We start from the raw sequence: 22566 nt of genomic DNA, 5'->3' as shown, positions 1-22566 counted from the left end.
CTCGGGCTCTGTGGCGTCAGACGCCGACGAACTGGCGCACCGCCGACAGCGGCCGGCGCAGCAGCTGCACCACCAGCGGCACCTCGTCGCCGTACAGCCGCGCGGTGCCGCGCGCGCCGATGCGCGGCAGATGGCCCGGTTCGGCCGCCAGCATCACGGTATAGGCGGTGTCGCCACCCGGCAGCGTGCGCGGCGTGTACGAGGCATGGCGCACCCGGGCCGGAATGCCGCCGAAGGGCACGTTGTCGAGGTACACGTCACCGCGCCCGCCGGTGGCCAGCGGCAGGCTGTTGCCGGTGGGCACCTCCACGCGCAGGGCAATGCGCTGCGGATCGGCCACCTGCACGATCTCCTCGCCCACCTGCACGGCGCGGCCCTCCCAGTCGCGCCGGTCGGTGTAGATCACCACGCCGGCCTGCGGCGCGCGCACCGCGGTGCGGGCCAGCACCTCGACCGCATAGTCGTGGTTGACGCGCGCCAGCTCGTACTCGGCGCGTGCGGTGGCCAGCTCGTGCGCGGCCTCGGGGTTCTGGAAGGCGGCCGCCGCGGTGCGCGCGTCGCGCGCCTGGGCCACCGCCAGACGCTGCTGCGCCAGCAGCATCTCGTTGCGCGGCTGGATGTCGTCGAACTGCACCACCACCTCGCCCGCCGCCACCGTGGCGCTGGGCGCCACGTTGATGCGGCGCACCACGCCGTTGATCGGCGCGGTCAGCACCTGCGGCTCGGCGGCCACCACCTCCACCGGCGCCATCACGCTCAGGCGCACCGGCATGGCACCCAGCGCGGTGAGCAGCAGCAGCGCCGCCAGCACCAGCCAGGGCGTGCGCGCCTGGCCCAGGGTGCGCCGGCGCGGGCCCGACAAGGCCGTCCACGCATGGGCATAGGTCTGGCCCAGGCGGCGCAGCAGCACCGTGGCGCCGGGGTTGAAGGGCGCCTCGCGCAGGAACAGCACGCCGGCATCCACCCGGTCGGCCGCATCGGGCAGCGGCACCCACAGGCCCTGCGGCAGCGCAAAGCCGCGCAGCGTGCCGCGGCTGCGCTCGTCCAGGCCCGGCCAAGCGCTGGCCGACTGCAGGTCGAGCGACTTCATGTCCTGCAGCGTGCTGCCGGTCTGCCGCGCCAGGCCGCGGCCCAGCGCCACCAGCAGCGGCGAGTTGGCATCCACCGAGGGCAGGCCCGACACCGCCACCGGGCGCCAGCCGCGGCCGCCGCCACGGCGCCGGAAGACGATGGCCTGGCCATAGGGCACCAGGCTGCGGGCCTCGTTGACCAGGTGCATCAGCAAGGCCTGCTCGCCCTGCACGCGGCGCACCTCGGCCTCGTACTGCAACAGGCGCAGCGCCGACGAGGACGAGCCCGGCGGCGGCGACGGCGCCGCCGTGCCCGAGCGCGGCAGGCTGCCGGGCGGCGCGGGCTCGGCCGCCGCTGCCGCGGCGCTGCGCGCCAGCAGATCGGCGGCCAGCGCGCCGGGCGACCGCTCGAGCGTCAGCTCATCGCTGCCGCTCATCGTGGCACCCGCCAGCCGGCACCGGTGCCGCTCATGCCGGGCAATACGCGCGCGGCGGCATCGTCAAAGCTGGCGGTGATCTTCATCGTGCGGCTGACCGGATCGACCGTGGCCGACAGGCGCTGCACCTTGGCCGGCAGCTGGGCGCCGGTTTCGTCGATGCGGAACACGAAGGCGGTGCCGGGTCGCAGCCAGGCCAGCCACTGCGAGGGCACGATCAGGTCGACCTCGATGGCGCTGGTGTCGACGATGCGCAGCAGCGGCGCGCCGGCCTGCACCGATTCATGCTGGCGCGCCTGGCGCGTCATCACCCGGCCGGCAAACGGCGCCTGCAGGCGGCACTCGCGCAGCTGGGTGTTCAGCGCATCGGCCTCGGCCTGCGCCTTGTCGAGCTGCGACTTCGACACCAGCAGGTCGTTCTTGCCGATGGCGTTGAAGCGGTCGAGCTCCTCGTTGGTCTCGACCTGCTTGCGCTGGGCGGCCAGGGCCGCTGCCGCGGCGCGGGCCTCGGCCTGCGGCCGCTCGCACTCGAAGGCCACCAGCAGATCGCCCTTGGCAAAGGTGGCGCCCTCGGCCAGCGGCATCTCGGTGATGCGCGCCGACAGGCGGGCGGTGAGCGTGGCCTCGGCCGTGGCGCGCACCACGCCGCGGGCGATGCCGCTGCTGCTGCCCGGGTGGCTGCGCACCACGGCGGCGCCGCTGCCCACCGGGGCGGGTGCAGGGCTGGCCACCACCGCCGCCGCTGCGGCCGCCGGCGTGGGTGCCGGGCGGGTCTGCGCCTGGCTGAGCGTGGCGGCGCAGGCCAGCAGCAAGGCCAGCGCGCCGGCCGGCCGGGGCTTGGATTGGCGTGGGATGCTCATGAAGTCAGGGGTTCAGGACAGTTTTGTCAGGAGCTCTTGTCCGGCATGGCCGGCAAGCTCAGGGCACGTTCCGTCCAGTGTTCTTCGAGCGTTTCGGTCAGCTTCTTGAGCGGCACTTCGGCCCCGGCGTCGATGTCGAAGTTGTCCAGGCCCATGGACGCGTACAAATTCGCATAGGCGTTCTGAAGATCGGAGTAGGCGACGTCGTAGCGCACCTCGGACAGCACGCCGTTCATCTCTTCGCGAACCAGCTGCTGCTGGCTGATCGCGCGGGCCTTGAAGGCGCCGCGGGCCTGGGCCAGCAGGCGCTCCTGCACCCCCTGCGAGCGCTGCACCGTGCTCAGCTCCTGCGACAGGCGCACGAAGCGCACGCGCGCCACGTAGACCTGGGTCATCACCGCCATGGTGAGGGCCAGGTCGCGCTGATCGAGCGTGGCCACCTCGGCGTCGAGCGCACGCTTGTTGGCCGGGTAGCGGAACACGTCCAGCAGGTTCCAGCTGAGCCGCGCGCTCAGGTTCAGCCACTGCGGGTTGTAGAGGAACTCGTTGCTGTCGTGGTTGAGGCCCAGCACGGTGCGCACCGTGGGCAGCGCGCGCAGGAAGGCGGCATCGAACTCGCCGCGCAGGATGCGCTGGCGGTAGGCCGCCTCGCGCACCTCGGGCCGGAAGCGCAGGCCGGTGAGCACCATCTCGTCGGCCGAGCCCGGCAGCTCGGGCACCACGTCGGTCCGGTCGGGCAGCACCAGGCGGAACGCGGCATCGGGGCGCAGGTTCATCAGCGCGGCCAGCTGGCTCTTGGCCAGCGACAGCTCGCGCTGCAGCTTCTGCACATCGGCCTGCACCTGCAGCAGGTCGCGCTGGTAGGCCAGCACCATGTTGGGCGAGGCCACGCGGCGCTGCTCCAGCTCCTCGGCCTGGCGCATCGCGCGGCCGGCCAGCACCTCCAGGTCGGCCAGCTTCTTGGCGGTGCGGTCGGCACTGACCGCGCGCCAGTAGGCGGTGCGCACATCCTCGAGGATGCGGTTGATGACCTTGCGCCGGCGCTCGGCCGAGATCAGGCGCTCGTCGGCCTGCTGGCGGTGGCGCACCCGGGCCAGGCCGAAGTCGAGCACGTCCCAGCTCAGCGCCAGCTCGGAGGTGGTGCTCTGCCGCTCACTCGAGCTGGAAGGTTCCAGCGATTCGCGGCCGGTGAGCAGCGAGCGGCTGCGCGAGCCGGCGTCGTTGTTGCGGGCACTGAAGCCCGAGCCGGCCACCAGGGTGGGCAGCTGGTCGGCGCTGCGGGCCTCGAACTGGCGCTCGCGCAGCACCACTTCCATCATCTCGATCTTCTGGTCGAGGTTGTACTTCAGCGCCCGCGCCATGGCCTCGTACAGCGAGATCGGGCCTTCGACCCGGTCTTCGCCGGAGATCTGGCGTTCGAGCTGGCCGCGCAGCTTCACCGCGTTGGCCGGGGCGTCGATGGCCTGCGGGCGCGAGGCGCAGCCGCCCAGGCCCAGGGCAGCGCCCAGCGCCGAGGCGCCGGCCAGGCCGCCCAGGCACTGGCGGCGCGTCATGCTCGGGATTTCTGGGCGCTCGTCTTGCAGGTTGGGTTTTGACATCGCCAGGGGCTCCCTGATGCTGCGGGCCACGGGCATCAGCCCAGTGCGCGGCCCAGTTCGTCGACTTCGGCGGCGCGGCGCTGCAGCGCGTCCAGCAGTTGCTGCTGCACCGGCTGCGGTGCCAGGCCGGCATCGGCCACCACGCGCGGCAGGGCGCGGTTGTCGGGCAGGCCGGCCAGGGTGTCGGTGCCGCCCAGCATGCCGGGCGGCAGGGCCGCGCCGGCCGAGATGCCGAACGGGCCGCTGCCGATCTCGTCGAGCCGGGTGGGCTCGCGAAAGCCGGCGCTGAGGTCGCCCACGGCGGTGGCCATGGGCGGGGCATCGGCCGCGATCTCGGCCGGCCGGCCCAGCGACTGCACGCCGCCGATGGCCGCCACCAGGGGCGAGTCGCCACTGATGTCGGCCACGCTCTCGAGCGACTTCACGGCATTGATGGCCTTCAGCAGCACCGGCTCGATATCGCGCTCGGTGGGCGGCTCGCCCGGATCGCTGCCGAGCTGGCCCAGCAGGCCATTGCCATCGCGGTCGGCCAGGGCGGCATCGGCCTGGGTGAAGCCACCGGTGTCGAACACCGGCGGCGCCAGCGGCTCTTCGGCCGGCGTGCTGGGCTCGGCCACGCTGGCGGCGGCCACCTCGATGCGCAGCGCCACGTCCACCACCGCGCCGGCGGGGTCGGTGGCGCGCACCACCACGTCAAAGCTGCCGGGCTGCGTGGGCGTGCCGCTGATCTCACCGCTGACCGGGTCGATCACCAGGCCCGGCGGCAGGTTGATGGCGCCAAAGCCGAGCGCGTCGCCGTCGGCGTCCTGCACCAGCGGCGCCATGGCCAGCGGCGTGGCGGCGCTGCCGGCGGTCAGGCTGGCCGGCGGGCTGGCACTGGCGGTGGGGGCGTCGTTGCCGGGCGTGACGGTGAGCGTGACCGTGGCCGTGCTGCTGCCGCCGTCGGCATCGAGCACGCGGTAGCTGAAGCTGTCGCTGCCGGCAAAGTTGGCGTCGGGCGTGTAGGTGAAGCTGCCGTCGGCATTGAGCACCAGGCTGCCGTTGGCCGGGCCGGCCACCGGCGTGGTGTCGACGCGCAGCGCGTCGCCATCGGCATCGCGGTCGTTGGCCAGCACGTTGCCGCTGGCGGCGCTGTCTTCGGCCAGGGTCAGGCGGTCGTCGGCGGCGGCCGGGCCGACATTGCCCACGCTCAGCGTGAAAGCCTGGCTGACCTGGCCGCCGCGGCCGTCGCTGGCGGTGACGGTGACGGTGTACACGCCGCCCGGCACGGCGGCCGAGGCGCCGCTGCCCAGCGTGCCGCTGATCACGCCGGTGGCGGCATCGATGGCCAGGCCGGCCGGCAGGCCGCTGGCGCTGTAGGCCAGGGCGTCGCCATCGGCATCGCTGAAACCGCCGGCGGTGGCCAGGCTGATCGTCTGGCCGTCGCTGGCCGTGCCGGTGGGCAGGCTGCCCACGGTGTCGGGGCCGTTGTTGGCGGCGGCGGCCACGCTCCACTGGAAGCTCTGGCTCACGCTGCCGCCGTTGCCATCGGCCGCGCTGAGGGTCACCGCAAAGCTGCCGGCGGTGCTGGGCGTGCCGCTGATCAGGCCGGTGGCCGCGTCCAGGCTCAGGCCCGGCGGCAGGCCGGTGGCGCTGTACTGCAGTGCGTCGCCATCGGCATCGGCAAACACCGCGCCGGCATTGAAGTTCACCGCCGCGCCGATGGCATTGCTGCGGTCGGCCAGCGCCGCGGCGCTGGGGGCGTCGTTGCCCGGCGCGACGCTGATGTTGACCGTGGCCACGCTGCTGCCGCCGTCGGCATCGATCACGCGGTAGCGGAAGCTGTCGCTGCCCGAAAAGTTGGCCTCGGGCGTGTAGACGAAGCTGCCGTCGGCGTTGAGCACCAGCGTGCCGTGCGCCGGGGCAGCCACCGGCGTGGTGTCGACCCGCAGCGCGTCGCCGTCGGCGTCGCTGTCGTTGGCCAGCACGTTGCCGCTGGCGCTGGTGTCTTCGGTCAGGCTCAGGCTGTCGTCGGCCGCCTGCGGGCCGAGATTGCCCACGCTCAGCGTGAAGGCCTGGCTGACCTGGCCGCCGCGGCCATCGTCGGCCGTGACGGTGACGGTGTACACCCCACCCGCCACGGCGCCCGAGGCGCCGCTGCCCACGGTGCCGCTGATCACGCCGGTGGCGGCATCGATGGCCAGGCCGGCCGGCAGGCCGCTGGCGCTGTAGGCCAGGCCGTCGCCATCGGGGTCGTTGAAGCCGGCGGCGGTGGGCAGGCTCACGGCCTGGCCGTCGCTGGCCACGGCCAGCGGCAGGCTGCCCACGGTGTTGGGGCCGTTGTTGGCCGCCACGGCCACGGCCCACACAAAGCTCTGGCTGACGCTGCCGCCGTTGCCGTCGGCCGCGCTGAGCGTCACCGCAAAGCTGCCCGGGGTGCTGGGCGTGCCGCTGATCAGGCCGGTGGCGGCATCCAGGCTCAGGCCCGGCGGCAGGCCGGTGGCGCTGTACTGCAGGGCATCGCCATCGGCATCGGCAAACACGGTGCCGGCGTTGAAGTTGACCGGCACGCCGGTGGTGTTGCTGCGGTCGGCAATGGCGCCGGCACTGGGGCCGTCGTTGCTGGCCTGCACCGTGACATTGACGGTGGCGGTGCTGCTGCCGCCATCGGCATCGACCACGCGGTAGCTGAAGCTGTCGCTGCCCGAGAAGTTGGCGTCGGGCGTGTAGACGAAGCTGCCGTCGGCGTTGAGCACCAGCGTGCCGTGCGCCGGGGCGGCCACCGGCGTGGTGTCGACCCGCAGCGCATCGCCATCGGCGTCGCTGTCGTTGAGCAGCACATTGCCGCTGGCGCTGGCGTCTTCGGCCAGCGTCAGGTTGTCGTTGGCGGCGCTGGGGCCGACATTGCCCACGCTCAGCGTGAAGGCCTGGCTGACCTGGCCGCCGCGGCCGTCGCTGGCGGTGACGGTGACGGTGTACACGCCGTCGGGCACGAGCGCCGAGGCGCCGGCCGCCACGGTGCCGCTGATCACGCCGGTGGCGGCGTCGATGGCCAGGCCGGCCGGCAGGCCGCTGGCGCTGTAGGCCAGGGCATCGCCATCCGGATCGCTGAAACCGCCGGCGGTGGCCACGCTGAACGTCTGGCCATCGCTGGCGCTGGCGGTGGCCAGGCTGCCCACGGTGTTGGGGCCATTGTTGGCGGCCGCCGCCACGGCCCACTGGAAGCTCTGGCTCACCGTGCCGCCATTGCCGTCGGCGGCGCTCACCGTCACGCTGTAGCTGCCGGGCGTGCTGGGCGTGCCGCTGATCAGGCCGGTGGCCGCGTCCAGGCTCAGGCCCGGCGGCAGGCCGGTGGCGCTGAACTGCAGCGCGTCGCCATCGGCATCGGCAAAGGCCGCCGCGGCGTTGAAGCTCACCGCCGCGCCGGTGGCGTTGCTGCGGTCGGCCAGCGCGCTGGCGGTGGGGGCGTCGTTGGCGGCGTTGACCGAGAGGTTCACCGTGGCGGTGCTGCTGCCGCCATCGGCATCGATCAAGCGGTAGCTGAAGCTGTCGCTGCCCGAGAAGTTGGCATCGGGCGTGTAGACGAAGCTGCCATCGGCGTTGAGCACCAGCGTGCCGTGGGCCGGGGCGGCCACGGGCGTGGTGTCGACGGTCAGCGCGTCGCCATCGGCGTCGCTGTCGTTGGCGCGCACATTGCCGCTGAGGCTGCCGTCTTCGGCCAGGCTGGCGCTGTCGTTGACGGCACTGGGGCCGACATTGCCCACGCTCAGCGTGAAGGCCTGGCTGACCTGGCCGCCGCGGCCGTCGCTGGCCGTGACCATCACGGTGTACACGCCGCCGGGCACCGCGGCCGAGGCGCCGCTGCCCAGCGTGCCGCTGATCACGCCGGTGCCGGCATCGATGGCCAGGCCGGCCGGCAGGCCGCTGGCGCTGTAGGCCAGGGCGTCGCCATCGGCATCGCTGAAACCGCCGGCGGTGGCCGTGCCGGTGGGCAGGCTGCCCACGGTGTCGGGGCCGTTGTTGGCGGCGGCGGCCACGCTCCACTGGAAGCTCTGGCTCACGCTGCCGCCGTTGCCATCGGCCGCGCTGAGGGTCACCGCAAAGCTGCCGGCGGTGCTGGGCGTGCCGCTGATCAGGCCGGTGGCCGCGTCCAGGCTCAGGCCCGGCGGCAGGCCGCTGGCGCTGAACTGCAGCGCATCGCCATCGGCATCGGCAAACACCGCGCCGGCATTGAAGTTCACCGTCGCGCCGATGGCATTGCTGCGGTCGGCCAAAGCGGCGGCGCTGGGGGCGTCGTTGGCGGCGGTGACGGTGAGGGTCACGGTGGCCGTGCTGCTGGCACCGTCGGCATCGACGATGCGGTAGCTGAAGCTGTCGGTGCCCGAGAAGTTGGCGTCGGGCGTGTAGACGAAGCTGCCGTCGGTGTTGAGCACCAGGCTGCCATGCGCCGGGCCGCTGAGCGCGGGCGTGTCCACGGCCAGCGCATCGCCATCGGCGTCGCTGTCGTTGGCCAGCACATTGCCGCTGACGCTGCCGTCTTCGGCCAGGCTCAGGTTGTCGTTGGCGGCCTGCGGGCCGACATTGCCCACGCTCAGCGTGAAGGCCTGGCTGACCTGGCCGCCGCGGCCATCGCTGGCCGTGACGGTGACGGTGTACACCCCACCCGCCACCGCGCCCGAGGCGCCGCTGCCCAGCGTGCCGCTGATCACCCCGGTGGCGGCGTCGATGGCCAGGCCGGCCGGCAGGCCGCTGGCGCTGTAGGCCAGGGCATCGCCATCGGCATCGCTGAAGCCGCCGGCGGTGGCCAGGCTGAGCGTCTGGCCATCGCTGGCGCTGGCGGTGGCCAGGCTGCCCACGGTGTTGGGGCCGTTGTTGGGCGCGGCAGCCACGGTCCACACAAAGCTCTGGCTGACGCTGCCGCCGTTGCCGTCGGCCGCGCTGACCGTCACCGCAAAGCTGCCCGGGGTGCTGGGCGTGCCGCTGATCAGGCCGGTGGCAGCATCCAGGCTCAGGCCCGGCGGCAGGCCGGTGGCGCTGAACTGCAGCGCGTCGCCATCGGCATCGGCAAACACCGCGCCGGCATTGAAGCTGACCGGCGTGCCCACGGCGTTGCTGTGGTCGGCCAGCGGGCCGGCGGTGGGCGCGTCGTTGCTGGGCGCCACGCTGAGCGTGACGGTGGCGGTGCTGCTGCCGCCATCGGCATCGACCACGCGGTAGCTGAAGCTGTCGCTGCCCGAGAAGTTGGCGTCGGGCGTGTAGACAAAGCTGCCGTCGGCGTTGAGCACCAGCGTGCCGTGCGCCGGGGCGGCCACCGGCGTGGTGTCCACGCGCAGCGCATCGCCGTCGGCGTCGCTGTCGTTGAGCAGCACATTGCCGCTGGCGCTGGCGTCTTCGGCCAGCGTCACGTTGTCGTTGGCCGCGCTGGGGCCGACATTGCCCACGCTCAGCGTGAAGGCCTGGCTGACCTGGCCGCCGCGGCCGTCGCTGGCGGTGACGGTGACGGTGTACACGCCGTCGGGCACGAGCGCCGAGGCGCCGCTGCCCAGCGTGCCGCTGATCACGCCGGTGGCGGCATCGATGGCCAGGCCGGCCGGCAGGCCGCTGGCGCTGTAGGTCAGGGCATCGCCATCCGGATCGCTGAAACCACCGGCAGTGGCCAGGCTGAATGTCTGGCCATCGCTGGCGTTGGCGGTGGCCAGGCTGCCCACGGTGTTGGGGCCGTTGTTGGCGGCCGCCGCCACGGTCCACTGGAAGCTCTGGCTCACCGTGCCGCCGTTGCCGTCGGCGGCGCTCACCGTCACGCTGTAGCTGCCGGGCGTGCTGGGCGTGCCGCTGATCAGGCCGGTGGCCGCGTCCAGGCTCAGGCCCGGCGGCAGGCCGGTGGCGCTGAACTGCAGCGCGTCGCCATCGGCATCGGCAAAGGCCGCGCCCGCCTGCAGGCTGACCGCCGTGCCCACGGTGTTGGCATGGTCGGCCAGGGGCCCGGCGGTGGGCGCATCGTTGACGGCCACGACCGTGACGCTGACCTGCGCCGTGCTGCTGCCGCCCTGGCCGTCGCTGACCGTGTAGGTGATCGTGTCGCTGCCGTGGAAGTGGGCCGCCGGGGTGTACTGCAGCACACCGCCCGGGCCGATGCTGACGCTGCCATGGCCGGCACTGGCGGCGCTGACGCTGAGCGTGTCGCCATCGGCGTCGCTGTCGTTGGCCAGCACCGCGATGCTGACGGCGGTGTCCTCCTGCGTGCTGACGCCGTCGTTCACCGCCACCGGCGCATCGTTGACCGGGCTCACGGTGATGTGCACCGTGGCCACGGTGACGCCGCCATCGGCGTCGATCAGGCGGTAGCTGAAGCTGTCGCTGCCGTGGAAGTTGGCCACCGGCGTGTAGGTGTAGCTGCCATCGGCGCGCAGCACCAGGCCGCCATGCGCCGGGCCGCTGACCGGCGTGGTGTCCACGCGCAGGCTGTCGCCGTCGGGGTCGCTGTCGTTGGCCAGCAGCTGGTCGTTCAGCACGCCGTCTTCGGCCACCGTGGCGCTGTCGTCGCCGGCCAGCGGCGGCGGGTTGGCCACGGTCAGCTCGAAGGCCCGGGTCACCGTGCCGCCGCGGCCGTCGCTGGCGGTGATGACCACGGTGTACACGCCGCCCGGCACGGCGCTGGAGGCATGGCGGTCGAGCGTGCCGCTGATCACGCCGCTGGCGCTGTCGATCTGCAGCCCGGCCGGCAGGCCGCTGGCGCTGAACTGCAGCGCGTCGCCATCGGCATCGGCAAAGGCGGCAGAGAGGTTCAGCGACACGCTGGCGCCGTCGTTGCGCTGCAGGTCGGACAGGCTGGCACCGGTGGGGGCCTGGTTGGGCGCCGCGCCGATGCTCACCGTGACCGTGGCGGTCTCGGTGGTGCCGTTGCTGGTGACGGTGTAGGTGAAGCTGTCGGTGCCCACATAACCCGCCACCGGCGTGTACACCGCCTGGCCCTGGGCATTGATGCTCACCGTGCCGTGCGCCGGCGTCTGGTAGGCGCTGACCACGCGCCCGGCGTGCTCGAAGCTGTCGTTGTCCAGCACATTGAAGCCCACCGCCTGGCCGGCCACGGTGCTGACGCTGTCGGCCACGATGTCGGCCACCGCCACGATGCCCAGCGGCAGCGTGGCACTGACCCCCAGCGTCTGCCCCAGCGGGCCGAGCGAGACGCTCAGCGTGAGCGGGCCGTTGTAGTCGGCCCCGGGCAGCAGCTGCAGCTGCTCGAGCGCGGCCTGCAGGTTCACCGCCGTGCCCGACATGCGGATCAGGCTGTCGTCCACGCCATCGCCCTGGCTGATGTTGACGCCGGCCGTCTGCCCCAGCGTGAGCAGGCCGCCGGGCACCGAGAGCTCGATCTCGAGCACCTGACCGTCCACATCGCCGACCGCGATCTGGGTGCCCAGCAGCGAGGCAAAGATGATCGGCGTGTCTTCGACAAAAACCGGGATCGTGGGCAGCTGCAGCGTGGGCAGATCGGCCACCGCGGCCACCGTGACGGCGATGCTGCCGGTGGCGGTGCCGCCATCGGCGTCGAGCACCGTGTAGGTGATGGTGTCCAGGCCGTTGAAGTGCGCCGCCGGCGTGTAGCTCAGCGACCCGTCGGGGTTGATCGTCACCGTGCCGTTGAGCGCTGCCGCGGCGGCGATGCTCAGCGCGTCGCCGTCGGCGTCGCTGGCATTGAGCAGCGCCTCCACGCGCAGGTTGCTGTCTTCCTGGCCCGCGGCCACGCCGGCCACCACCAGCGGCGCCGGGTTGCTGACGTTGATCTGCAGCGTGGCGGTGGCGCTGAGGCCGCCGCTGTCGGTGGCCGTGACCTGCACCGCATAGCTGCCGCCCTGGGCCTGCGAGGCATGGCCGCCCAGCTGGCCCGAGATCAGGCCGGTGGCCGCATGGATCGACAGCCCGGCCGGCAGGCCGGTGGCCGAGAAGCTGAGCGTGTCGACCAGGTCGCTGTCGCTGAAGCCGGCGGCCACCGAGGCCGAGACCAGGGCCGCATCCTGCGTGCTGATGCCGCCCAGCGAGCCGCTCAGCACCGGTGCATGGTTGATGCCCACGGTGACGGCCACGGTCTGCGTCTCGATCACGCCGCCGGCGCTCACCGCCACGGTGAAGCTGTCGCTGCCGCGGTAGCCGGCATCGGGGGTGTAGGTCACCGCGCCGCCCAGGCCCAGCAGCAGCGTGCCATGCGCGGCACCGGTGGCCGAGACGATGCTGGCGGCACCGTCGAAACCGTCGTTGGCCAGCGGGTAGAGGGTGACCGGCGTGAGCACGTCGGTGATCACGCTGTCGGCCACGGCATCGGCCTGGGCGCCCAGCGTGATGGCCACGCTGGCCGACTGGCTGGCCTGGCCGTCGCTGGCCGCCAGGCTGAGCGTGGCGCTGCCGTGGTAATCGGCCGTGGGCGTGTAGCGCAGACCTTCCAGCGCCTGGTTGATGGCCGCCGCGCTGCCGCTGAACACCAAGCTGGCATCGGCCGTGCCGTCGCCGCTGCTGAAGCTCAGGCCGCTGGTGCCGGCCAGCGACAGCGTGCCCTGGCTGACCGACAACGTGGCGGTGAGCGTGCCGCCGTCCACATCGGCCACGCTCAGCGCATTGCCCTGGGCGCTGGCAAACACCAGGTCCTGGTCTTCGCTGCCGCTGGCGGTGGCGGGGGCCCCCACGCTGGGCGGCGTGTTGGGCACGGCCACGGTCAGCGCCACGGTGGTGGTCTCGCTGACCGAGCCACTGGTCACGGTGTAGCTGAAGCTGTCGGCGCCGGTGTAGCCGGCCGCCGGCGTGTAGGTGGCCACGTTGCCGACCAGGGCCACCGTGCCATGCGCCGGCTGGGTGACGCTGCTGACCGCGGCGCTGCCACGCTCGAAATGGTCGTTGGCCATCAGGTTGACGGCCACCGCCTGGTCGCGCAGCGTGCTGGCGCTGTCGGCCACGATGTCGGCCACCGCGCCGATCTGCAGCCCGAGGTTGATCGGCGCCGAGATGCTCAGGATGCCCAGCACAGTCTGGCGCACCACCAGCTGCAGCGTGTCGCTGCCGTGGTAATCGGGGTCGGCGTTGTAGAGCAGGCCGCTGAGCACGCTGTTGATCGCCGTGGCGCTGCCGCGCAGGGTCACGGCGGTGTCGGCGCTGCCATCGCCCTCGGTGACCGTGACACCGGCGATCGAGCCGAAGCTCACCGTGCCGTGCTGCACCGTCAGCCGCACCTCGGTGCTGGTGGCCAGGATGTTGGACAGCGAGATCTGCAGCAGGTTGCTGCCGGTGAAGGCCAGCGTCGAATCCTCGGCCACGGTGAGCGGGGTGTTGACGTTCAGGCTGATGCCCACCGATAGCAGCGCCAGCGTGCCGAACCAGTCGCCGCCCTCCAGCACCATGGCCTCGATGGCGCCGCTGCGCTGCTCGAGCTGCCAGTCGGCACCCAGCGCCGCGGCGCCGGTGGCGTCGTCCGAGGCGGCCAGGTCGGCATCCAGCGCCAGCGCCAGGCGCTCCATGCCGGCCACCGCGGCGGCCGAGCCGGCCGCCTGGCAGCCATACAGCAGCACATCGGCGCCGCTGGCCAGGTGCTGGCCCAGCGTGGCCAGGGCCTGGGCATGGTCCTCGGCGGCGCTGGCCAGGTCGAGCCGGGTGCTGCCCAGCATCACCGCGCCCAGTTCGCCATGGGTGATCAGGTGGATGGCCTGCACCTCGGTCTGGCCGGCCAGCGCCTCGTTGACCTGGGCCAGCCCGTCGCGCGCGGGGTCCAGCAGCACCAGCTGGGCGCCCGGCGGCAGCTGCTGCAGCAGTTGCGGCAGCTGCGGCAGGTCGCGGTCGACAAACGCGAACTCGCGCACGGCGGGTGCGGCATCGGCGCCATCGCCCGCGCGCAGCGGGTCGGCCTCGCCCAGGCCGTGGGCGGTGGCCCCGTCGGCCGGCACGTTGTCACTGCCTTGCGGGCCCGGGCCGTTGGTGCCGGCGCCGTCCGGCGTGCAGGCCGCTGCGGCGGATTCAGCGGTGGTGGTGGCGGTTGGGGTGGCCGCGGCGGCCGTGGCCGCCTGGCCGATGCCGGCGGCCAGCGCCGCATCGGCCAGCATGGCGCCATCGAACATGATGCGTGGCTCGAGCGCCAGACGGGGTTCGCGGGGCAGGGGCAGGGGCGCCCGACGCGGTGTGCGTCGGCGGAGCAGCGAGAACATGGTGCGTCCTGGACAGGTTGCGACTGCCGCGAAACTGCTCGGCAACCGGCATGGCAGGGCCATTCCGGTACGGGTTGTCACAGTCTTCGGACGCGCCCCGCGCCGCTTGAGGGACTTGAGTCGGGGAGTTCTTGACCCGCCGCGTCAGGGCTTCTGGATACCGGCGTGTCCGGCCCGGCGCAGCAGGCTCACGGGCGTTCGCCCGGCAGGGCGGCGTCGGCCCCGGCCCGCTCGCCGGTGAGCCAGCCGGCCAGCACCAGCAGCAGCAGCACCACCGCCGCGCCGGCCAGCAGCCGCGGCGTGGACAGGCCGTGCGCCTGCCACAGCAGCGCCGCCACCAGCGCCAGCGCGCCCAGCCACAGCAGCAGCGCGCCGGCCTGGGCGCCGGGCGACGGCTGCGGGTTCCAGCGCCGCACCTGGGCCAGCGCAAAGGCCGGCCGCGGCAACCGCGCCGCCACATCGGCCGGCCGCCAGCCCGGCGGCTTGAGCCACACGCGCAGCTTGTCGGCCCAGTGGCGGGTGTGCCAGCTGTCGTGGGCCAGCGCGGCATACACCTGCAGGTTGGCGCGCAGCGGGTTCCAGCTGCGCAGCGGCAGGCGCGTGCCGTAGACGCAGGGCTCGTCGTCGCGCTCGTCGGCAAAGCTGCCGAACAGGTGATCCCACAGCATCAGGATGCCGCCGTAGTTGCGGTCGACATAGGCGTCGTTGACGGCATGGTGCACGCGGTGGTTCGACGGGCTGCAGAACCAGCGGTCAAACCAGCCCAGCCGCCCCACCTGCCGGGTGTGCACCCAGAACTGGTACAGCAGATCGACCAGCGCCACCGTGCCCACCACCAGCGGCGGGTAGCCCAGCAGCGCCAGCGGCAGGTAGAACAGCCAGCCCAGCAGCCAGTTGCTGCCGGTCTGGCGCAGCGCGGTGGAGAGGTTGTAGTCCTCGCTCTGGTGGTGCACGGCATGCGCCGCCCACAGCACCGCCACGCGGTGGCCCAGGCGGTGGTGCCAGTAGTAGGCCAGGTCGTACAGCAGCAGCGCGCTCAGCCACACCCAGGCGGCGTCGGCGGCCAGGCGCCACGGCGCCCAGCGCTCGAACACCAGGATGTACAGGCCCATGCCGCCCAGCGTGGCGATCACCCCGGCCAGCTGGTTGAGCATGCCCAGGCCGATGCTGGCCATGGCGTCGTGCAGGCGGTAGGTGTCGCGGCCGCGGCGCCGGCCCAGCCACCATTCAAAGGCGATCAGGCCCAGGAACACGGGCGTGGCCAGGACGATGATCTGGGCGGGCTGCAGCATGCGGTGGAGGGCTCCTCGCGCGATGCTGCCGCAGCGCCGTGCGGGTGGCCAGCGCAGGGATTCCCGGGGTGGGCCGGTTTCGGCCCGGCGGCGGCCGCGGGCTGCTCAGCTCACTGCCAGCACTTGCCGGCGCTGAGCGTGGCGGCGCTGCTCACCGTCTGCTCGCCCAGGTGGTTGTAGCCGAAGGCGGCGCAGGCGTCGCCCGTCTGGCTGCCGGTGGGCGTGGCGGTGATGGTGAAGCCGTCGGCCGACTGCGAGCCGATGGCCAGCGTGTAGTGGCCGGCCTGCGAGGTGGTGGGGTAGAGGCCGCTGCCGCCGCCCAGCGTGGCGCCGGCATAGGTGCCGCGCTCGGTGTAGAAGCGCTCGAGCCGCTGCGCCAGATCCAGCAGCGACTGCTTGGCATCGGCCCGGCGGCTGCGCGCCACATGGCCGTGGTAGCTGGGGTAGGCAATGGCCGACAGCAGCGCCACCACCACCAGCACGATGCAGACCTCGATCAGCGTGAAGCCGCGGCGCCTGGCGGCAGGCCGGCGGGTGAAGTGGACACGGCGCATGGGCAAGACCTCGGGGGGCATCGGTCAGCGGTCGATGAAGATGAGCACGATGCGGCGCTCAGGCGCCGTGCCGGGCTCGAGGGCGAAGCGCAGCGTCTGCCCGGCCGCCAGCGCGCTGGCACCCGACATCGGCTGCCCGGCCGGGCCGAACACCCGCAGCGCCGTGGGGTGCAGCGTGGCGCTGCGGCCATTGACCACCACGCGGCCGGTGGCCAGGTTCAGCGCGTCCAGCCGCGCGCCCACCAGCTCCAGCGTGGCGCTGGCCGCGGCCGGGGCGGGTGCGCTCAGCACCGTGCGCCGGCCCTGCTCGAGGGTGCCGCCGGGGCCGTCCTGCAGGATGGCCTGCGCGGCCAGCGGCAATGCCAGCAGGCTGCCGGCCAGGGCGCAGGTGAGTGCGCGACTGAAGGTGCGGCTGAAAGCGCGGGGCACGGCACGGGGCACGGCACCAGCAAGGGCGCAGGCCGGCGCGCTGTGGCGCCCGGTGCCTGCCGGGGTGTGGCAAAGGTGGCTCACTGCAGTTGCTCCCAGGCGGCGCGGCGCGAGCGCTCGGCATTGGATTTCTCGTCGATCAGCACCAGCGCACCCGACGAGGTGTTGCCGAACTTGCGGTCGCGTTTCTTGACCTTCATGATCGTCACCGCCGCCGGCACCGAGCCCACGTTGACGGCCGAGGCCCAGCTGCCGTTGATCTTGTCGCGGTCATCGATCACCGCATCGCCGTTGGTGTCCAGCGCCTCGGCGCGGTTGCCGGTGATCACATCGACATCGATGATCCAGCCGTCGCCACCGAAGGCGCACACCGCCGTGCTGGGCACCAGTGACGACAGCACCAGCCGGCCGCCGCGCACCGTGGCCTGCGACACCACGCGCTCGCCGCTGCTGGGCAGGGCCAGCTTCCAGCCCTTCTTGGTGAGGTAGTAGTTGGCCAGGGTGATGGCGTTGTCGCCGGTGATCAGCGTGTCCTTGGGCACGCCCACCGCATGCGTGCTCATGCGGTAGGACTTGCCGTCGCTGCCGCTCACCGTGGTGCTGCCAAAGCTCTGCGTCTGCAGGTCGCCCAGGGCCACCGGGGCGCCGTTGTCCCAGATGCCGTAGACCGACTGCCCGCTGCCGGCGCTGTTGTCGGTGATGTCGATGTAGCGGCCGGTGCCGAAGCTGATCATCCAGCCGCCACTGGGAAAGCGCGTCACGTCGGGCCGCGCGGTGATGGGCTGGCCGCTGGCGGCGGTGAACAGCGGCTGCGCCACGTTGCTGGCGTTCTTGTAGGCCACCGTCCAGGCGCTGCTGCTGGCCGAGGACAGATCAAACTTCCACAGGTTGCCGCGCAGGTCGCCGGCGTAGACGATGTCGACCACGCCGTTGTCGGCCGTGGACACCGCGGTCACCGACGACAGGCCGTTGGGGTTGTCGGCGGCGCCCACGCCGGTGTCGATCTTGGTGATGGCGCCGTTCTCCAGATCCACCAGCATCAGCACGGCGCGGCCGTTGGCGCTGTTGTAGCCGTTGCCGACGATGGCGCGCCAGCGGCCGTCGCGGGTCTTGCTGAGGATGGCGCGGCCGAAGATGTGGCCCACGTCGGCATCGCTGTCGCCGATCTCCCAGCGCACCACCTGAGCGGCCTTGGCCTCGGTGAAGTTGCCGGGGTTGGACACGTCCAGCGCAAACAGGCCCGGTGCGCCGGCGCTCATGCCGCTGACCAGCAGCGTCTTCCAGCTGCCGCCCACCGAGACATCGCCCACCGCCGGCGAGCCGTCCACGCTGAAGTAGTGGGTGTAGGGGTTGCTGGTCAGGGCCGACAGGCGGTTGCGCACCGCATAGGGCACATAGGCGAACACCTCGCCACCGGTGCTGGCGTTGAAGGCATGCAGCATGCCGTCGTTGGCGCCCACGTAGATCATCGGCGTCTGGCTGGCGCGGCTGTTGGCGTAGGTGCTGTAGCGCGCGGTCTCCATGGTGTCGCGGTAGTCGCCGGTGGGCCCGCCCACGTACACCGGGGCCGAGTTGACGATGTCGCCCAGCACCGAGATCGGCCGGTCGCGAAAGGTCGGTGCGCTGCAGCCGGCGCAGTTGCGCACCTCGCGCGCAGTGTTGCCGCGGATGTACTCCAGGCGCTGGCTGCCGTAGCCGTCGGCCGTGCCGCTGCCGTTCTTGTTGAGGGCGGTCACCACGGCCAGGTCCATCTCGCCGGCGGCGGGCGCGGCGGCATTGGCCGGCCAGCGGAAGGGCACGCCGCGGCTGCCAAGGGCGGCCGAGGGCTTGTAGGTGAGGATCTGGCGGCCGGTGCTCCAGTGCTGGGCATTGAGCTTCTGGCCGGCGTCCCAGTCGGGCGTGCTGCCGGGCGTGCCGTCGCCGCCGATGGGCAGCGACAGCAGCTGGCCCGACCAGTCGCCGCTGGAGAAGCGGCCCTGGTAGACCTTGGCGCCGGTGTTCCACGAGCCGGCGTTGAGCGACACCGACGAGGCCGCCGCGGTGCGCGAGATGATGTCCACGCTGATCGCGCGAAAGGCCGCGGCCAGCGCGTTCTGGTCGCTCGCCAGGTAGGCCGCATCGGTGCCGCCCAGGCTGGCCATGCGGTTGAGCGTGGCCACCGAGCTGGCATTGGCCACCGAGTCGCCCAGGCCCACCACGTAGGTCTGCACGTCGTAGGTCTTGGTGTTGTAGCTGGTGCTGCGCAGGTTGGTGATGCGCGTGAACACGTCGTTGGCCGCGGTGCCGAAGCTCCAGGTGCCGGTGGCCGGGTTGTAGGTGTTGACCTGGTCGGCCAGCGCGTACATGTTGCCGTCGGTCTTGCCGGTCGGGTTGCCGTCGGTGGCCAGCAGCACGAAGTTGCGCTGGCAGCTCTGCGTGATCGGCGTGGCCTTGCCGCTGAGGGTGTTGCCGAAGTAGTCCTTCACCGTGCCCAGCGTGCCGGCCAGCGGCGTGAACACGGCGGCGTTCTTCAGCTCGCCGGTGGTGTTGTCGCCGGTCTCCCTGGCCAGCAGGGCCATCAGCGCGTTGTACTGGGTGTCGCTGTCGGCGGCCACCGACTGGTTGATCTTGCCCTTGCCGGAGATGCCGGCGTAGTAGCCCCAGGCCCGTTTGACGAACACCAGGCGCCGGTTGGGCGGCGTGGCCGGCAGGTAGCCGGCGTCGGTGGCCGAGAAGCTCCAGGGGCTGCCGTACTTCTCGCCGGTGAAGTCGCCGTCGTTCCAGCCGCTGGTGTTGCGGTGGTCGCCAAACACCTTGTACTTGGTGCTGCCGTTGACGCCGATGCCCCAGATCTGCGTGCCGTTGTCGCCGGCGTAGAGCACGTCGTTGATCGCCGGGTCGTCGCCCGAGAGCTTGTAGGTCAGGAAGTTGAAGCCGTTGGCCGGCTGCGGGTTGGGCATGCAGCGCAGGTTGGCGTTGCTGGCCGACAGGCCGTTGACGCAATCGTTGGTGAACAGCACCTCGGCGTCGGCGCCGAAGAAGTAGGCGTAGGTGGTGTAGACGCTGGACGACTGGATGTCGAAGCTGGCCAGACCCCAGTTGAACGAGTTGCGGTAGCTGGCGATGGTGGAGCGCAGCACGCTGCGCGCGATGTTGCCGCGCGTGGTGTCGTCGTTGCCGGCGATCAGCTTGCCGGCCATGGTGCCGTCCATCGACTGCGAGTTGTCGTAGACCACCAGCACGTTCGGCTTGACCGTCGTGCCCAGGAACAGCGGCGTCTGCGCAAAGTTCAGCGCCTGGGCGCTGGCGCCCGGTGGCAGCCAGGCCAGGCAGGTCAGCAGGCCCAGCAGGGCCGGGCGGGGGGCGTGCGCGCGGCGCAGCGCCGCAGCCATGGCAGAGAGCGGGTTCATTGCTTGACGTAGACCGATTGAAGCATCACCAGCGTGCTGGCTCGCACCCCCGAGGCCCGCGCGGTGATGCGGTACGCGCGCGCCTTGTCGGTGGGGGCATTGCCGCAGCCGCCGCCCACGCAGGCGCTGTCGCCGCTGCGCGGTGGCAAGGTGGGCAGGCGCTCGATGACGTAGCGCGGCTGGCTCGACAAGGCCTCGTTGCCCGGGCCCAGCAGGGCCGGCGCGCCGGTGCGGCTGCCGTAGGCGCGGGCCTGGGTGGCCCAGTCGAGGGTCTGCCAGATCGGCGCCGAGGTCGGGCCGCTGGCGGTGTCGGACGGCGGAATGCACAGGCCGGTGCTGCAGTCTTCGGTGAAGCCGTTGGCCGAGTTGGGGTTGGCCTCGATCTCGGCCTCGGCATCGCGCAGCGCGGCCTCGGCGGCCTGCAGCGCCACGTTGCGGTCGCGCGCATTGCCGGCCATGCGCTCCTGCACGATCGAGCTGTTCATCGCGCCCAGCGCCAGAAACGACAGCACCAGCATCGTCAGCAGGATGACGATCAGCGAGAAGCCGCGCGCGGGCCGGCCGCGCCGCAGCCTGGCGGCCGCGGCGGGCCGGCAATGCCCCGCGGCGGGGGGGCGCACGAGGCGCAGGGCGCGTGGGAGGTGGGTCATGGCATCGCGTTGCGCAAGGTCACCAGCGTGGACATCACGGCGCGCGGGCGGCCATCGGTCGGCGTGGTGGTGGCGCCGTTGAAGGTGTAGGGCTGGGCCGTGCTGGTGCGGGTGTCGCGGCTGCCGGCCAGCAGCAGCTCGACCCGGGCGTTGACCACCTGGGCCCAGTTGGGCACCGTGTCGGCGCCGGCAAAGCGGTCGGCCGACAGGTCGCCGTCGGTGTCCAGCCCGTAGCGGATGGCCATGCGCTCGACGCCGGTGACCAGCTCGGTGCGCTGCGCCTCGCCATAGGTGGGGTTGCGGTAGACCCACAGCGCCACCTGGCCGGTGTGGCGGGCGCTGGCCGCCAGGTAGTACACCAGGGTCTGCATCCGCCACACGCGGGCGTCGTGGGCGTAGGTGCGGCCCAGGCTGTTTTGCGCCAGGCCCGGCACCAGGCCGCCGCCCATCACATGCTCGATCGTGCCCGACGGGCCCGGCGTGGCATTGCTGGCCTGCAGCACGCTGGCGCCCACGCAATCGGCCACCACCAGCAGATCACCCTGCGCAAAGGCGGCGGTGGGCGTGATCGGCAGCGCGGCGTTCACGCTGGCCATCTCGCCCACCAGGGCCCAGGCCACGCCGGCCGGGCGGCGCACCACCAGCACGTCGCCACCGGCATGGGGCGCCAGGCCGTTGACCGGTGCGCCCAGCACCGGCGTCCAGACCCCGGCCACGCTGCGGCTGCCCCACACCGGCTGGGCAAAGTCGTAGAGCACGCCCTGCGGCGTGTTGAGGGTGTTGACCACCGCGTTCTGGCCCAGGCAGCCGCGAAAGCCCGACATGCGCAGGTCTTGCGTGATGGTGTCCATCGCGAAGCGGCCGTTCTCCTGCATGCGGCCGGTCGACTCCTGGGCCATGAAGGTGCTGCGGCTGCCCACGTACACGGCCCCCATCACCGCCACCACAAACAGGCCGATGACCATGCCGATCATCAGCTCGACCAGGGTCATGCCACGCGCCGGCGGGTGTCTCATGGCCGCACCGCCACGGTCAGGCGCGAGGCTTCGCCGCGCTCGCGCCAGAACACCTTGACGGCAAACACCGCGCCGGCGCCGTCGCAGGCCGGGCTGTCGACCTGGCCGTCGTCGGGGGTGGCGTCCAGGCAGACCACGCCGCGGCCCTGCGGCAGGTCATTGGCCAGGGCCGCCGACCATTGCACATGGTCCAGCCGCGCCATGTTGGCCGGCGTGCAGGCGCTCGCCTCGCCGCAGGCCGGAGCCTCGGCGCTGCTCAACGCGGCGTAGCGGCCCTCGGCCACGCCGGTGGGGTTGGCGCGCAGGCGGTCGGCCATCTCGGTGGCCAGCAGCGTGGCCTTGCTGCGCCACATGGCGCTGGCATTGCCGGTCAGGCCGCGCACCTGAAGCGCGGCATAGGCCAGCGCTGCCATCGACAGCAGCAGCACGCCGATCAGGGCCTCCATCAGCGCGACGCCGCGGCTACGGCGCCACCGCGCTCGAGCCCGGGGCTGCGGCGGGCGGGCCGGGGTACGGGTCGGCGCGCTCATGTGGCGCAATCGTCGATGCTGGCCACATCGGCCAGGCCACTGGGCGTGACCGTGACGCTGTAGCCGCGGGCGCTGCCGCTGGCGCGGCAGACGGTGAACACCTGGTCGCTGGCAGCAGACAGCGCGCCGCTGGCCCGAAAGCTCAGGCTGGCGTCACCGGCCACGCGCACCGCCGCCGGCAGCGCCGCCACGCGGCGGATGCGCGGCTCGCTGTCGCCGGCGCTGCCGTTGCTGTCTTCATCGACCACCACCTCCCAGCCATTGGCGTACTCGTTGCCGTCGCTGCCACCGGCCAGCGGCTGCACGATCACCGGGCGGCTGCGCTTGGCGGCCTCCGAGCGTGCCAGCGCCAGCGTGGCCGACAGCGACGAGCGCGCCGCCACCACCTGGTTGTTGGCGGTGAACTCCGACATCGCCGGCGCGGCCACCGACATCAGCAGCAGCATCACGACCAGCACCACGGCCAGTTCGACCAGCGTGACGCCGGCCGCCACGCGCCGGGGTGGCGCACGGCGTCGGCTGACGTTCGGCAAGGACAGGGATGACTTCATGGCGGCACTCGTGACGGGGGGTCTGCC

The 22566-nt window shown here is 72.5% G+C and carries 11 protein-coding genes and 1 pseudogene; all 12 read right to left on the bottom strand.

What is annotated here, in order from left to right; genetic code table 11:
* Positions 1 to 16: 16 nt before the first annotated feature.
* Complete coding sequence (locus N4G63_RS03490; protein ID WP_260788757.1) at positions 17 to 1507, bottom strand: efflux RND transporter periplasmic adaptor subunit; 1491 nt, start codon at positions 1505 to 1507, stop codon at positions 17 to 19.
* Positions 1504 to 2367, bottom strand: a complete 864-nt coding sequence (locus tag N4G63_RS03485) for an efflux RND transporter periplasmic adaptor subunit (RefSeq protein WP_260788758.1) — start codon at positions 2365 to 2367, stop codon at positions 1504 to 1506. Before N4G63_RS03485 ends, N4G63_RS03490 begins: the two co-directional genes overlap by 4 nt.
* A gap of 26 nt (positions 2368 to 2393) precedes the next feature.
* Positions 2394 to 3965 carry a TolC family protein gene (locus N4G63_RS03480; RefSeq protein WP_260788759.1) on the bottom strand — a complete coding sequence of 524 codons (1572 nt, stop codon included), beginning with the start codon at positions 3963 to 3965 and terminating at the stop codon, positions 2394 to 2396.
* Positions 3966 to 4000: 35 nt separating this feature from the next.
* On the bottom strand, positions 4001 to 14128 hold the full coding sequence (locus tag N4G63_RS03475) for an Ig-like domain-containing protein (RefSeq protein WP_314599353.1): 10128 nt from the start codon (positions 14126 to 14128) through the stop codon (positions 4001 to 4003).
* A gap of 418 nt (positions 14129 to 14546) precedes the next feature.
* Positions 14547 to 15420, bottom strand: a pseudogene (locus N4G63_RS03470) (sterol desaturase family protein); the annotation flags it as partial.
* 110 nt (positions 15421 to 15530) lie between these two features.
* The gene (locus N4G63_RS03465; protein ID WP_260788762.1) at positions 15531 to 15974 is read right to left on the bottom strand and encodes a type IV pilin protein; all 444 of its coding nucleotides are present in this window, start codon (positions 15972 to 15974) and stop codon (positions 15531 to 15533) included.
* A 24-nt stretch (positions 15975 to 15998) separates the two neighbouring features.
* A complete protein-coding gene (locus N4G63_RS03460) occupies positions 15999 to 16403 on the bottom strand; it encodes a hypothetical protein (protein WP_260788763.1) in 405 nt (134 codons plus the stop codon).
* Between the two features lie 80 nt (positions 16404 to 16483).
* On the bottom strand, positions 16484 to 19792 hold the full coding sequence (locus N4G63_RS03455) for a pilus assembly protein (protein ID WP_260788764.1): 3309 nt from the start codon (positions 19790 to 19792) through the stop codon (positions 16484 to 16486).
* The gene (locus tag N4G63_RS03450) at positions 19789 to 20442 is read right to left on the bottom strand and encodes a pilus assembly PilX family protein (RefSeq protein WP_314599352.1); all 654 of its coding nucleotides are present in this window, start codon (positions 20440 to 20442) and stop codon (positions 19789 to 19791) included. The genes N4G63_RS03455 and N4G63_RS03450 overlap by 4 nt, the downstream gene beginning before the upstream one ends.
* Complete coding sequence (locus N4G63_RS03445; RefSeq protein WP_260788765.1) at positions 20439 to 21458, bottom strand: PilW family protein; 1020 nt, start codon at positions 21456 to 21458, stop codon at positions 20439 to 20441. Before N4G63_RS03445 ends, N4G63_RS03450 begins: the two co-directional genes overlap by 4 nt.
* Positions 21455 to 21988, bottom strand: coding sequence for a type IV pilus modification protein PilV (pilV, locus tag N4G63_RS03440; RefSeq protein ID WP_260788766.1), 534 nt, complete (start codon positions 21986 to 21988; stop codon positions 21455 to 21457). Before pilV ends, N4G63_RS03445 begins: the two co-directional genes overlap by 4 nt.
* Positions 21985 to 22539, bottom strand: a complete 555-nt coding sequence (locus tag N4G63_RS03435) for a GspH/FimT family pseudopilin (RefSeq protein ID WP_260788767.1) — start codon at positions 22537 to 22539, stop codon at positions 21985 to 21987. The genes pilV and N4G63_RS03435 overlap by 4 nt, the downstream gene beginning before the upstream one ends.
* Positions 22540 to 22566: the final 27 nt, after the last annotated feature.

The organism is Aquabacterium sp. OR-4, assembly GCF_025290835.2.
Classification (GTDB): Bacteria; Pseudomonadota; Gammaproteobacteria; order Burkholderiales; family Burkholderiaceae_C; genus Pseudaquabacterium.
Note: the sequence above shows the minus strand (reverse complement) of the source record. Positions and strands in the feature narration are given on the sequence as shown.